10 protein-coding genes are annotated in these 12,882 nt (G+C 68.3%); 8 read left to right on the top strand and 2 right to left on the bottom strand.

Annotation, left to right across the window (positions count from 1 at the left end):
• Window positions 1–39 precede the first annotated feature (39 nt).
• Together LPA45_RS06665 and LPA45_RS06660 are read left to right on the top strand one after the other, a co-directional pair.
• Entirely contained in the window at window positions 40–846 is an 807-nt protein-coding gene (locus tag LPA45_RS06665) for an IclR family transcriptional regulator (RefSeq protein WP_317924119.1), read from the top strand.
• Between the two features lie 160 nt (window positions 847–1,006).
• A complete protein-coding gene (locus LPA45_RS06660) occupies window positions 1,007–1,366 on the top strand; it encodes a hypothetical protein (protein WP_116321018.1) in 360 nt (119 codons plus the stop codon).
• A gap of 50 nt (window positions 1,367–1,416) precedes the next feature.
• Here LPA45_RS06660 and LPA45_RS06655 read toward each other — a convergent pair whose 3' ends face one another.
• Entirely contained in the window at window positions 1,417–2,664 is a 1,248-nt protein-coding gene (locus LPA45_RS06655) for a Zn-dependent hydrolase (RefSeq protein ID WP_116321019.1), read from the bottom strand.
• 216 nt (window positions 2,665–2,880) lie between these two features.
• Here LPA45_RS06655 and LPA45_RS06650 point away from each other — a divergent pair, with 216 nt between their 5' ends.
• The 6 genes from LPA45_RS06650 (at window position 2,881) to LPA45_RS06625 (ending at window position 9,734) form a co-directional block, all read left to right on the top strand.
• Window positions 2,881–4,503 (top strand): ABC transporter substrate-binding protein, encoded by a 1,623-nt coding sequence (locus tag LPA45_RS06650; protein ID WP_317922664.1) that lies wholly within the window; start codon window positions 2,881–2,883, stop codon window positions 4,501–4,503.
• Between the two features lie 86 nt (window positions 4,504–4,589).
• A complete protein-coding gene (locus LPA45_RS06645; RefSeq protein ID WP_116321021.1) occupies window positions 4,590–5,540 on the top strand; it encodes an ABC transporter permease in 951 nt (316 codons plus the stop codon).
• A gap of 16 nt (window positions 5,541–5,556) precedes the next feature.
• Window positions 5,557–6,447, top strand: a complete 891-nt coding sequence (locus LPA45_RS06640; RefSeq protein WP_317922609.1) for an ABC transporter permease — start codon at window positions 5,557–5,559, stop codon at window positions 6,445–6,447.
• A gap of 3 nt (window positions 6,448–6,450) precedes the next feature.
• The gene (locus LPA45_RS06635; protein ID WP_317922611.1) at window positions 6,451–7,482 is read left to right on the top strand and encodes an ABC transporter ATP-binding protein; all 1,032 of its coding nucleotides are present in this window, start codon (window positions 6,451–6,453) and stop codon (window positions 7,480–7,482) included.
• Between the two features lie 10 nt (window positions 7,483–7,492).
• Entirely contained in the window at window positions 7,493–8,509 is a 1,017-nt protein-coding gene (locus LPA45_RS06630) for an ABC transporter ATP-binding protein (protein WP_317922613.1), read from the top strand.
• A 34-nt stretch (window positions 8,510–8,543) separates the two neighbouring features.
• Complete coding sequence (locus LPA45_RS06625; RefSeq protein ID WP_317922615.1) at window positions 8,544–9,734, top strand: amidase; 1,191 nt, start codon at window positions 8,544–8,546, stop codon at window positions 9,732–9,734.
• A gap of 30 nt (window positions 9,735–9,764) precedes the next feature.
• Here the strand turns inward: LPA45_RS06625 and LPA45_RS06620 are convergent, their stop codons facing one another.
• A complete protein-coding gene (locus LPA45_RS06620; RefSeq protein ID WP_317922616.1) occupies window positions 9,765–12,878 on the bottom strand; it encodes an efflux RND transporter permease subunit in 3,114 nt (1,037 codons plus the stop codon).
• Window positions 12,879–12,882: the final 4 nt, after the last annotated feature.

The following is a 12,882-nucleotide window of genomic DNA, read 5'->3' as shown; positions in this document are numbered from 1 at the left end:
CCCCGCCCCCGCAGCCAGCCCCACAAAACTGACCGACCCATGGCGACCAAGCCCGGCCACCCAACAGCGCCCTCCCCCGACCGCGACAACCCGCTCTTCAACCAGTCGCTCGAGAAAGGCCTCGAAGTCCTGCGCGCCTTCAACGGCGTCCACCGCACGCTGACGTTGCCCGAGCTGGCCACGCTGACCGGCATGACCAAGAGTTCGGCCCAGCGCACGGTCCATACGCTGGAGGCGCTCGGCTACGTCGACAAGCATCCGCAGACCCGCCGCTTCCGCCTGACGCCGCGGGTCATGGAGATCGGCTACAACTACCTTGCCGCCGATGCGCTGATCCCGGTGGCCAGTCCTTACCTGTCGCAGCTCGCCGCCGCCAGCGGCGAGACCGCCAACCTGACCGAGCCGGTCGGGCTCGACATGGTCTACGTGGCGCAGTTGATGACCGCCAAGCACATGCCGGTACTGACGCCGGTGGGCATGCGCATCCCGATGTATTGCACCAGTTCCGGCCGCGCCTACCTGAGTACGCTGCCCGACGCGCAGGTGCGGGAGATGCTGGAGCAGTCCGAGCGCGTCGCGCGAACGCCGGCGACGCTGACCGACGTGGCGGCGATCCTGGCCCGCGTCGAGGAATGCCGCACTGTGGGCTACGCCTCCAATGAGGAGGAACTTTTTCTCGGCGACATGGGCCTGGCCGCGCCGATCGTCAACAGCCAGGGCCAGGCGGTCGGCGCCGTCCACGTGTCGCCGCCGGCGAGCCGCTGGACCATGGCCGATGCCAGGAAAAGATTGGCGCCGCTGGTGCAGGAATGCGCGTGGGCGATCTCCCGCTCGATCGCCCACTGACCGCGGGCGCCGAAACGAGCTGGCTTCGCGGGAGGTGGTAGAACACCTGAGTGCCAATGGCTTTCACAGCCCCTCCACGCGATCTATGCTGAAGGTGTTGGAGCGGTGTTGCACAGTTCCCCGGCCACTCCAGTCTTCATCTCAGCCCTTCGGAGGGCATATGAAAGTTTCTGCCTTGCTGTTGGCAGCGTCGATGGCCGCTGGCTGGTCATCGCTCGCCCAGGCTGCCGGATGCCAGTACGACATGCAGTGCAAAGGGGAGCGGATCTGCCAGCAAGGGCAGTGCGTGTTCCCCGATGCCGAAGAAACGGCTGAAGCCGGCGGACCGGGACCGGCCCCGGCCCTGGCTCCGCCGATCAAGCGCACACCGATGCCTCCGCCGCCGCGCGGCTGCTGCACGGTGGCAGGCAAGCTCAAGCTGTCGCCGGCCTCGGCCTCCGACACCAGCCTGGCCAACGGCGACGCTTGCCAGGGCCTGACCAACTCCGGCAAGCCGGTTCCCGGCACGATCTGCAACTAGGCGCGCAGGCCGTCCGGCCCGCGCCTGCAATGGCCGCGCGCTGGCTGGCGCTAGCGCGCTTGCGCCAGCATGGCTTGCAGCAGCACGTTGGCGCCCGCCTCGATATGCTCGGGCAGCGCGTCCTCCAGCTCGTTATGGCTGATGCCGTCCTTGCAGGGCACGAAGATCATGCCGGTGGGCGCGCGCCGTGCGACGTAGACCGCGTCGTGGCCGGCGCCGCTGACCACGTCCATGTGCGGCAGCCCGAGCATGGCCGCCGCGCGCCGCGCGCTGTCGACGCACGCGGGCGCGAACTCGCACGGCGCGAACTTGACCACCTGGCGGATCCCGACCTCGACACCGGCGGCCGCGGCGATGCCTTCGAAGGCGGCATGCATGGCCGCATCCATGCGATCGAGCCCGGCCTGCGACAGGTTGCGGAAATCCACTGAAAAATCGACCCGGCCCGGGATCACGTTGCGCGAATTCGGCGTGACCTGCAGGTAGCCGACCGTGCCGCGCCCGTGCGGCGCCTCGTCGCGCGCGATCTGGTTGACCGCATCGACCATGCGCGCGGCGGCCAGCATGGCGTCGTGGCGCAGCGCCAGCGGCGTGGGGCCAGCGTGCGCGTCCATGCCGGTCACGGTCACGTCGTACCACTGCTGCCCGAGCGCGCCCGTGACCACGCCTATCGGTATCCCGGCCGCCTCCAGCACCGGCCCCTGCTCGATATGCGCTTCGAAGTACGCCGCGAACATGCCACCCGGCACCTCGCCCGCGGGATGCGCGCCGAGGTAGCCGATGGCCTGCAGCGCATCGCCCACGCTGACACCGTCGAGGTCGTTCTGCGCGCGCGCAAAGCCGGCGTCGAACTCGCCCGCGAACACCCCCGAGCCCATCATCACCGGCGTAAAGCGCGTGCCTTCCTCGTTGGTCCAGAACGCGACCTCCAGCGGCGCGCGCGTGGCGACGCCGAGGTCATCGAGCGTGCGCATGACCTCAAGGCCGGCCAGCACGCCGAAGTTGCCATCGAACTTGCCGCCCGAGGGCTGCGTGTCGATATGGCTGCCGGTGGCCACGGCGCGCGCAGCGGGATCGGTGCCGGCACGCCGCGCGAACACGTTGCCGATCTCGTCGACACGCACGTCGAGCCCGGCCTCGCGGCACCACTGCACAACCAGATCGCGCCCTTTTCGGTCGGCCTCGGTCAGCGCGATGCGGCATACGCCGCCCTTGGCCGTCGCGCCGATCGCTGCGAGGTCCATCAGCGATTGCCACAGGCGGGCGCCATTGATGCGGGGAAGGTGTGTCGGTTCCATGTCTGCTGGTTGGTGAGGGAATGACATCGGTTCAGCAAGAAGCAGACCACCGCATGCAGCCGCTGCAGCGGCAGCTACCGCCGCCGCCAAAGTGGCACATGACTTGCTTTGCCGACCTGCGTCCCTTCACACGTGACCTCACGCCAAACCAGGAGCAAGCCTGTGCACCACGTCCCCTCCCCTCTCGCGAAAGGCCTCAAGTCCGCCGCTTCCCTGATGAGCGCCGCCGCGCTGACGCTGCTCGCACTGCCCGGGGCCGCGCATGCCGACAAGGTGCTGCGCATCGGCATGACCGCGGCCGACATCCCGCGCACGCTCGGCCAGCCCGACCAGGGCTTCGAAGGCAACCGCTTCTCCGGCATCCCCATGTACGACGGACTGACGCAGTGGGACCTGTCCAAGGGCAACGGCCCCAGCCTGCTGATCCCGGGCCTGGCCACCGAATGGAAGGTCGATGCCAGGGACAAGACCAAATGGGTGTTCAAGCTGCGCCCCGGCGTCAAGTTCCATGACGGCACTCCGTTCAACGCCGATGCCGTGGTGTGGAACGTCGGCAAGGTCCTGGACAAGACCGCGAAGCAGTTCGACCCGAGCCAGGTCGGCGTGACCGCGTCGCGCATGCCGACGCTGCGCTCCGCGAAGAAGGTCGACGACCTCACGGTGGAGCTGGTCACGTCCGAGCCGGACTCTTTCCTGCCCTACAACCTGACCAACCTGTTCATGGCTTCGCCCACGCAGTGGGAGAAGAAATTCGCCGCGGTGCCGGCCTCGGTCACCGAGCCGGTGGAGCGCTCCAAGCAGGCGTGGGTGGCCTTTGCCGCCGAAGCCGCCGGCACCGGCCCGTTCAAGATGAGCCGTTTCGTCCCGCGCGAGCGCCTGGAAGTGGTGCGCAATGCGCAATACTGGGACGCAAAGCGCGTGCCGAAGATCGACAAGGTGGTGATGGTGCCGATGCCCGAGGCCAACGCCCGCACCGCCGCGCTGCTGTCGGGGCAGGTCGACTGGATCGAGGCACCCGCGCCTGACGCCGTCGCGCAGATCAAGAGCCGCGGCTTCCAGGTCTATGCCAACACGCAGCCGCATATGTGGCCATGGCAACTGTCGTTTGCGCCCGGCTCGCCGTGGCTGGACAAGCGCGTGCGCCAGGCGGCCAACCTGTGCGTCAACCGCGGCGGGCTGAAGACGCTGCTGGGCGGCTACATGGCCGAGGCCAAGGGCATCGTCGAGGCCGGCAATCCGTGGTGGGGCAATCCGAAATTCGACATCAAGTACGACCCGGCCGCCGCGAAGAAGCTGATGCAGGAGGCCGGCTACTCGGCCGCCAGGCCGGTCAAGGTGAAGGTGCAGGTGTCGGCCTCGGGCTCCGGCCAGATGCAGCCGCTGCCAATGAACGAGTACGTGCAGCAGAACCTGAAGGAGTGCTTCATCGACGTCGACTTCGACGTGGTCGAGTGGAACACGCTCTTCACCAACTGGCGCGTCGGCGCCAAGGACGCCAGCGCGCACGGCGCCAATGCGATCAACGTCAGCTTCGCGGCAATGGACCCGTTCTTCGCGATGGTGCGCTTCGTCAGCACCAAGACCCAGCCGCCGGTTTCCAACAACTGGGGCTACTTCGGCAATGCCGAGTTCGACAAGCTGATCGAGGAAGCGCGCACTTCGTTCGACGAGAAAGCGCGCGACGCGGCGCTGTCCAGGCTGCATGCGCGCATCGTCGAGGAGTCGCCGTTCGTGCTGATTGCGCATGATGTCGGCCCGCGCGCGATCTCGAAGAAGGTCAAGGGCGTGGTGCAGCCGCAGAGCTGGTTTATCGACATCGCGACGATGTCGATGGATTGATCCGCCTGCCGTCTACACCGTCGTTCCCGCCTGCGCGGGAACGGCGGTGGTTCCCCGCAGCCCGCCTCACCTGGATACCGCCAGCCATGCAATACCTGTTCCGCCGCATCCTCTATGCCGTCCCGATCCTGCTTGGGGTGGCGCTGCTGTGCTTCTCGCTGGTTCACATCGCACCGGGCGACCCGCTGGTGTCGGTGCTGCCGCCCGACGCCTCCGAAGAACTGCGCCGCCAGCTCACCGCGCTCTACGGCTTCGACAAGCCCTTCCTGGAGCAATTCGTCCACTGGCTCTGGCGCGCCCTGCACGGCGACCTGGGGACGTCCATCGCCACCAGCCGCCCGGTGATGGCCGAAGTCGGCAACGCCGTGGTCAATTCGCTGCGGCTGGCGACCATCGCCACGCTGATCGGCTTCAGCTTCGGCTGCCTGTTCGGCTTCGTCGCGGGCTACCTGCGCGATTCGATCGCCGACCGCACCGCATCGCTGCTGTCGGTGCTGGGCGTCAGCATCCCGCACTACTGGCTCGGCATGGTGCTGGTGATCGCGTTCTCGGTGCTGCTCGGCTGGCTGCCGGCTACCGGCGCGGGACCGGGAGGCTCGGGCGACTGGGCGTGGGACTGGGAGCACATGCAGTACATGCTGCTGCCCGCGGTGACCATGTCGGTGATCCCGATGGGCATCGTCGCGCGCACCGTGCGCGCGCTGGTGGCGGAGATCCTGTCCAACGAGTTCATCGTCGGCCTGCGGGCACGCGGGCTGTCGGACCTGGCCGTGTTCCGCCATGTGCTGAAGAACGTCGCGCCGACCGCGCTGTCGGTGATGGGCCTGCAGCTGGGCTACCTGCTTGGTGGCTCGATCCTGATCGAGACGGTGTTCTCGTGGCCCGGCACCGGCTTCCTGCTCAATTCCGCCATCTTCCAGCGCGACTTCCCGCTGCTGCAAGGCACGATCCTCGTGCTGGCGGTGTTCTTCGTGCTGCTCAACCTGCTGGTCGACACGCTGCAGACGCTGTTCGACCCGCGCATCCAGCGCAGCTAGCGCCAGGGAGACCGCCATGCAAATGACGCTAGACAACCGCTCGCAAGCCGCGCCGGCGGTGCAGCGCTCGCCCGGCTACTGGGCGACGGTGGGCCGCCGCCTGCTGCGCAACAAGCTCGCAATGCTGGCCGCGCTGGTGCTGCTGGCGCTGGTGCTGATGGCGCTGTTCGCGCCGATGCTGATGCCGGCCGACCCGTATGCCTCGTCCATCCTCAAGCGCCTGAAGCCGATCGGCACCGAGCACTTCCCCCTCGGCACCGACGAGCTGGGCCGCGACATGCTGTCGCGCCTGATGCTGGGCGCAAGGCTGTCGCTGTTCATGGGCATCGCGCCAGTGCTGCTGGCCTTTGTCATCGGCAGCACGCTTGGCATCGTCGCCGGCTATGCCGGCGGCTGGACCAACACCGTGATCATGCGCGTCACCGACATCCTCTATGCCTTCCCGTCGGTGCTGCTGGCGATCGCGCTGTCCGGCACGCTGGGCGCCGGCGTGGGCAACGCGCTGCTTTCGCTGACCATCGTCTTCATACCGCAGATCGTGCGCGTAGCGGAAAGCGTGACCACGCAGGTGCGCAACCGCGAGTTCGTCGATGCGGCGCGTGCCTCGGGCGCCTCGTCGCTGACGATCGTGCGCGCCCACGTGCTCAACAACGTGCTGGGGCCGATCTTCGTCTATGCCACCAGCCTCATCTCGGTATCGATGATCCTGGCCTCGGGGCTGTCCTTCCTCGGGCTGGGCGTGAAGCCGCCCGAACCCGAGTGGGGCCTGATGCTCAACACGCTGCGCACCGCGATCTACACCCAGCCGTGGGTGGCCGCGCTGCCCGGCGCCATGATCTTCCTGACCTCGGTCTCGTTCAACCTGCTGGCCGACGGGATCCGTTCGGCCATGGAAATCAAGGACTGAACCATGCCAGCACTGATGCAGGCCCCTTCCCCCACTGCCGCGCGCGATATCGGCGGCCCGGCCCAGCCACTGGTGATCGCCCGCCAGCTGGTCAAGCACTTCCCGATCAAGTCCGGCATGCCCGGCCTGCGCCCGCGCGCAGCCGCGGTGCGCGCGGTCGACGGCGTCAGCTTCGACGTGCTCAAGGGCGAGACCCTTGGCGTGGTCGGCGAGTCCGGCTGCGGCAAGTCCACCACCGCGCGGCTGCTGATGCAGCTGACCGGGCAGGACAGCGGCGAACTGATCTTCGACGCGCAAGGCGTCGGCTCGGCGCAGTTGCCGATGAAGCAGTTCCGCAGCCAGGTGCAGATGGTGTTCCAGGACAGCTATTCGTCGCTGAACCCGCGTCTGACCATCGAGGAATCGATCTCTTTCACGCCGCGCGTGCACGGCGTGCCGGCGCGCGAGGCCACCGAGCGCGCGCGCTTCCTGCTGCAGCGCGTCGGGCTGGAGCCGGCGCGCTTTGCCGGGCGCTATCCCCACGAACTGTCGGGCGGCCAGCGCCAGCGCGTCAATATCGCCCGCGCGCTCGCCTTGCGCCCGCGGCTGGTGATCCTGGACGAGGCCGTATCGGCGCTGGACAAGTCCGTCGAGGCACAGGTGCTGAACCTGTTGCTCGAACTGAAGGCCGAGTTCGACCTGACCTACGTCTTCATCAGCCACGACCTCAACGTGGTGCGCTACCTGTGCGACCGCGTGATGGTGATGTACCTGGGCAAGGTGGTGGAAATCGGCGACACCGAGACCCTCTACCAGGACCCGGCGCATCCGTACACGCGCGCGCTGCTGGCGTCGATGCCATCGATGGATCCGGACCGCCGCACCGAGGCCGCGCCGCTGGCCGGCGACCCGCCCAATCCGATCGACCCGCCTTCCGGCTGCAGTTTCCACCCGCGCTGCGCCATGGCGCAGGACGCCTGCGCGCGCAGGGAACCGCAGCTGGCCGAACTGGTGCCGGGCCATTCGGCGGCTTGCCTGCTGGCCACCGCGTCCTGAGGAGCCCGACATGACTGCAACCCCACAACAAGCTTCCCCCGGTGCACCCATGGTCTCGGTGCGGGACCTGCACGTCACCTTCTCCGGTGGCGGCAAGACCATCCGCGCGGTCAATGGCGTCTCGCTCGACGTCGGCGCCGGCGAGGCCGTGGCGCTGATCGGCGAATCCGGCTCGGGCAAGAGCGTCACGCTGCGCGCGCTGATGCGTCTGCACCCGCCGCGCCGCACCCGCATGGAAGGCGAGATCCGCATCGACGGCGCCGACGTGATGGCACTGGACCAGCGCGCGCTGGCGCGCCTGCGCGGCGGAACCGTGGCGATGGTGTTCCAGGAGCCGCTGCTGGCACTGGACCCGGTCTACACCGTCGGCCAGCAGATCGTCGAGTGCATCCGCACCCACGGCAAGGTTTCAGCCACCGAGGCGCGGGAACGCGCGCTCAAGGCGCTGGAAGCAGTGCGTATCCCCAGCCCGGAGCGGCGCCTGGCCGCCTACCCGCACGAGATGTCTGGCGGCATGCGCCAGCGCGCCATGATCGCGCTGGCGCTGTCGGCGCGCCCGAACATCCTGCTGGCGGACGAGCCCACCACGGCGCTGGACGCCACCGTGCAGATCCAGGTGCTGATCCTGCTGCGGGAACTGCAGCGCGAACTGGGCCTGTCGATCGTTTTCGTCACCCACGACATCGGCGCCGCGGTGGAAATCGCCGACCGCGTCGCGGTGATGTACGGCGGCCGCATCGTCGAGGAAGGCCCCATTCGCACGCTGCTGCGCGAGGCCCGGCATCCCTACACCATCGCGCTGCTGCAAAGCCGCCAGCACGGCATGGCGCGCGGGCAGCGTCTGCAGGCCATCGGCGGCGCCCCGCCCGACCTCGCCGACCTGCCGCCCGGCTGCACCTTCGCGCCGCGCTGCCCGCATGCGCGCCCGGCCTGCCTGGCAGCAGTGCCGGCGCCGGTCAGCATCGGCGCCGGGCACCGTGTCAGCTGTGTGCTGGCTGCCGAACCGGCCGTTGCCACCGCGGCGTAATCCCGCTATCGCCCCACCTTCCAAGAGATCACCCATGACGCTTGCCACCCATCCCGCCCGCGCCTTCATGCCCTATCCGGACGTTGCCGTGCCCCACGCCGCCGGCGGTCCGCTGCAAGGACTGACCTTTGCCGTCAAGGACTTGTTCGACGTGGCGGGCTATCCCACCGGCGGCGGCAATCCGCATGTGCTGGCGCGCTCGGGCATCAAGGCCGCCACCGCGCCGGCCGTGCAGCGCCTGCTCGATGCCGGCGCCGCCTTCGGCGGCAAGACCCATACCGACGAACTCGCGTTCTCGATGAACGGGAAGAGCGCCCATTACGGGCGGCCGGTCAACGGCGCGGCGCCAGACCGGATCACCGGAGGCTCGTCGTCCGGCTCGGCGGCGGCGGTTTCCCACGGCCTGTGCGCCTTTGCGCTCGGTTCCGATACCGGCGGCTCGGTACGCGCGCCGGCCAGCCACTGCGGGCTGTATGGCATCCGGCCCACGCACGGGCGTATTTCGCTGGCACGCTGCCTGCCGCTGTCCGAGAGCCTGGACACGTGTGGCTTCTTCGCGCGCGACGCGGGCACATTCGCGCGCGTGGCCGAGGTGATGTTTGGCGCCGACCGCAAGCCGCTGCCTTCGCTGCCCCGCGTGCTGCTGGCCACCGACCTGTTTGCGCAGCCCACCGCCGAGGCCTGCGCCGCGCTGTCGCGGGCAATCGCCAGGATCGAGACAGCTCTCGGCAAGGCCTCGCCCATGACGGTGGCCGACCGGCCGCTGTCGGAACTGTGGTGGGCATTCCGCTACATCCAGGGATATGAAGCGTGGCACAGCGACGGCGCGCTGATCGAGCAATACGGGCTGGAGTTGGGTGCCGACGTGGCCGCGCGCTTTGCGTTCTCGAAGGGCGTGACGCGCTCGCAGTTCGATGAGGCCAGCGCAGTGCGGCGCGACTTCATCGCGCATCTCGCCCGCCTGCTGGGCGACGACGGCGTGCTGGTGATGCCGACCATGCCTGACATCGCCCCGCTGCGCGCCACGCCGATCGATGCGCTCGAAAGCTACCGCAACCTGGCCTCGCACACGCTGTGCCTGACGCCGCTGAGCGGCTTTCCGCAAATCAGCCTGCCGCTGGCCAGCCGCGACGGTGCGCCGCTGGGTATCTCGCTGATCGGGCCTGCTGGCAGCGACCGCAGCCTGGTCGCTCTGGCAGAGCGAATCGCCGCCACGCAGGCCTGAGGCCGGATGCCGGGGCTGCTGGCGCCGCCGTCAGCCCGCCAGCGCCCCCACGCCCCCTTCCGGCCGCCTGACGCGGAACCACGCCGCGTACAGCGCCGGCAGGAACAGCAGCGTCAGCACGGTGGCGATGATCAGCCCGCCCATGATCGCCACCGCCATCGGCCCCCAGAACATCGAGCGCGACAGCGGAATCATCGCCAGCACCGCCGCGGCGGCGGTCAGGATGATCGGGCGGAAGCGGCGTACCGCGGCCTCGACAATGGCGGTCCAGGGCGGCACGCCCGCGCTGATGTCCTGCTCGATCTGGTCGACCAGGATCACCGAGTTGCGGATGATCATGCCCAGCAGCGCGGTAATGCCCAGTTGCGCCACGAACCCCATCGGCGCGCGCAGCAGCAGCAGCGTCGCGGCGGCGCCGATCAGGCCCAGCGGCCCGGTCAGGAACACCATCAGCGCGCGCGAGAAGCTGTGCAGCTGCAGCATCAGCAGCGTGAAGATCAGGAAGATGCACAGCGGCAGCTGCGCGGCGATCGACGCGCCGGCCTTGCCGCTTTCTTCTTCCGCGCCGGCCACGGTGATGCGGTAGCCCGCCGGCAGCTGCGCGCGCAGCTTGTCCAGCTGCGGGTTGATCTGCGCGGTCACGGTCGGGCCCTGGATGCCGTCGACCACGTCCGCCTGCACGGTCACGCCGAAGTCGCGGTTCTCGCGCCAGACCACGCCGGGCTCGGACTTCAGCGCCACGCGGGCCACCTGCGTCAGCGGCACGGTGCGGCCGGCATTGGTCGGCACCAGCACGTTGTTCAGGTCGGAAATGGCATCGCGCTCGTTGCGCGGCGTGCGCATCAGGATCTCGATCAGCTTGTCGCCGTCGCGGTACTGGCCTACCTGCACGCCGGTCAGGACAGTCTGCGTCACGCGTGCGATCGCGCTGGTGGTGACGCCCAGCGCGCGTGCCTTGTCCTGGTCGATCTCCAGGCGCAGCATCTTGACGTTCTCGTTCCAGTTGTCATTGACGCCGACCGTGTTCGGGTTCGCGCGCATCATGGCCTTTACCTGGTCGGCCAGCTGGCGCACTGCGCCCGCCTCCGGGCCGATCACGCGGAACTGCACCGGATACGCCACCGGCGGCCCGTTCGGCAGCAGCTTGACGCGGCCGCGCAGGTATGGGAATTCGGTGTCGAGCAGCGTGATGATGCGACGGCGCAGCGCATCGCGCACCTCGGTGCTGACCGGCATCACGATCACCTGCGCCACGTTGCTCTGCGGGAAGATCTGGTCGAGCGGCAGGTAGAAGCGCGGCGCGCCGGTGCCGACGAAGGTGGTCAGGCTCTCCACCTGCTTGTCCTTGCCCACCAGCCGCTCGAAGCGCTTGGCCTCGGCTTCCATCTGGGCAAAGCTGGTGCCTTCCGGCATCCACAGCTCCACCATCAGTTCGGGCCGGCTGGAGTCGGGGAAGAACTGCTTCTCGACAAACTTGAAGGCATAGATGCCGAGCGCGAACGTTACCAGCGTGACTGCGATCACGAGCTTGCGCCAGCTCACGCACCAGTCCACCAGCCGGCGGAAGCGCGCGTAGAACGGCGTATCGAACACCTCATGATGCTCGCCGGCGCCCGGCCCACGCGTCTTGAGCAGCAGGTAGCCGAGGTAAGGCGTGAAATACACTGCCGCCAGCCACGACAGCACCAGCGCCAGCGCGGTCACGGCAAAGATCGCGAAGGTGTACTCGCCCACCGTCGACCGCGCCAGCCCGACCGGCAGGAAGCCCGCCGCCGTGATCAGCGTGCCGGTCAGCATCGGCATCGCCGTCGAGGTATAGGCAAAGGTGGCCGCCTCCATCTTGGAGAAGCCCTCTTCCAGCTTGCGCACCATCATCTCGACCGCGATGATGGCGTCGTCGACCAGCAGCCCCAGCGCCACGATCAACGCGCCCAGCGAGATCTTGTGCAGGCCGATGCCGAAGATGTGCATGAACAGGAAGGTCACCGCGAGCACCAGCGGAATCGTCAGCGCCACCACCAGCCCGGGCCGCACATCCAGCCGCAGCGGCCGCGTATGCAAACCCAGCGCGACGAAGCTGACGGCCAGCACGATTACCACGGCTTCGATCAGCACGCGCACGAACTCGCCCACCGATTGCCTGACCGCCTTGGGCTGGTCCTGCACCTGGTCCATCTCGATGCCGACCGGCAGCTGGCCGCGCAGCTTCTCGAAGGCCGCGCGCAGGTCCTTGCCGAGCTGGATGATGTCGCCGCCCTTCTGCATCGATATGCCAAGCCCGATCACGTCCTTGCCGTTAAAGCGCATGCGGGTCTGGGTCGGGTCGACATAGCCGCGGTACACGTGCGCGATATCGCCAAGACGGATATTGGCGATGCCGTTGGGCCCGCGCAGCACCAGGTTCTCCAGGTCCTCGACACTGGCGAACTGGCCGGACAGGCGCACCTGCAGGTTGTCGCTCGGCGTGACCAGCACGCCGCTGCCGGTCAGGTTGTTCTGCTGCGAGATCTGGTCGGCGATGGCATTGATGTCCAGCCCGAGCTGGGCAAAGCGTGCCTGGTTGAACTCGATATAGACCTTCTCGTCCTGCAGCCCGATCAGCGACACCTTGGCCACCGACGGCACGCGCAGCAGCTCCTGCCGCACCAGGTCGGCGTACTCGCGCAGTTCCTTGTAGTTGAAGCCATCGGCCGACAGCGCGTAGATGGTGCCGTAGACGTCGCCGAACTCGTCGTTGAAGAACGGCCCGCGCACGCCCGCGGGCAGCGTCTGCTGGATATCGCCGATCTTCTTGCGCACGGTGTACCAGATCTGCCCGGTTTCCCTGGCCGGCGAGGTGTCCTTGAGCTGGAAGATCACCGTGGTTTCGCCCGGCTTGGAGAAGCTGCGGATCTTGTCCGCGTAAGGCACTTCCTGCAGCTGGCGCTCGATCTTGTCGGTCACCTGCACCGCGATCTGCTCGGCGGTGGCGCCCGGCCAGAATGCCTGCACCACCATCACGCGGAAGGTAAAGGGCGGATCCTCGTCCTGACCCAGCTGGAAGAACGCCAGCAGGCCGCCCAGCAGCAGCACCACCAGCAGGTAACGGGTCAGCGGCTGGTGCTCGAGCGCCCAGCGCGACAGGTTGAAGCGGGAATGATCCATGCCG

It is taken from the genome of Cupriavidus sp. Agwp_2 (assembly GCF_040784895.1).
In the GTDB taxonomy this organism is placed as follows: domain Bacteria; phylum Pseudomonadota; class Gammaproteobacteria; order Burkholderiales; family Burkholderiaceae; genus Cupriavidus.
The sequence above is the reverse complement of the archived record's forward strand: the minus strand, read 5'-3'. Positions and strand labels throughout refer to the sequence as shown.

Excerpts from the sequence above, each read along its gene's own strand:
- LPA45_RS06665 (WP_317924119.1), top strand. The coding sequence starts at position 40 with ATGGCGACCAAGCCCGGCCACCCAACAGCGCCCTCCCCCGACCGCGAC.
- LPA45_RS06625 (WP_317922615.1), top strand. The coding sequence starts at position 8,544 with ATGACGCTTGCCACCCATCCCGCCCGCGCCTTCATGCCCTATCCGGAC.
- LPA45_RS06655 (WP_116321019.1), bottom strand. The coding sequence starts at position 2,664 with ATGGAACCGACACACCTTCCCCGCATCAATGGCGCCCGCCTGTGGCAA.
- LPA45_RS06660 (WP_116321018.1), top strand. The coding sequence starts at position 1,007 with ATGAAAGTTTCTGCCTTGCTGTTGGCAGCGTCGATGGCCGCTGGCTGG.
- LPA45_RS06620 (WP_317922616.1), bottom strand. The coding sequence starts at position 12,878 with ATGGATCATTCCCGCTTCAACCTGTCGCGCTGGGCGCTCGAGCACCAG.
- LPA45_RS06630 (WP_317922613.1), top strand. The coding sequence starts at position 7,493 with ATGACTGCAACCCCACAACAAGCTTCCCCCGGTGCACCCATGGTCTCG.
- LPA45_RS06650 (WP_317922664.1), top strand. The coding sequence starts at position 2,881 with ATGAGCGCCGCCGCGCTGACGCTGCTCGCACTGCCCGGGGCCGCGCAT.
- LPA45_RS06635 (WP_317922611.1), top strand. The coding sequence starts at position 6,451 with ATGCCAGCACTGATGCAGGCCCCTTCCCCCACTGCCGCGCGCGATATC.
- LPA45_RS06640 (WP_317922609.1), top strand. The coding sequence starts at position 5,557 with ATGCAAATGACGCTAGACAACCGCTCGCAAGCCGCGCCGGCGGTGCAG.
- LPA45_RS06645 (WP_116321021.1), top strand. The coding sequence starts at position 4,590 with ATGCAATACCTGTTCCGCCGCATCCTCTATGCCGTCCCGATCCTGCTT.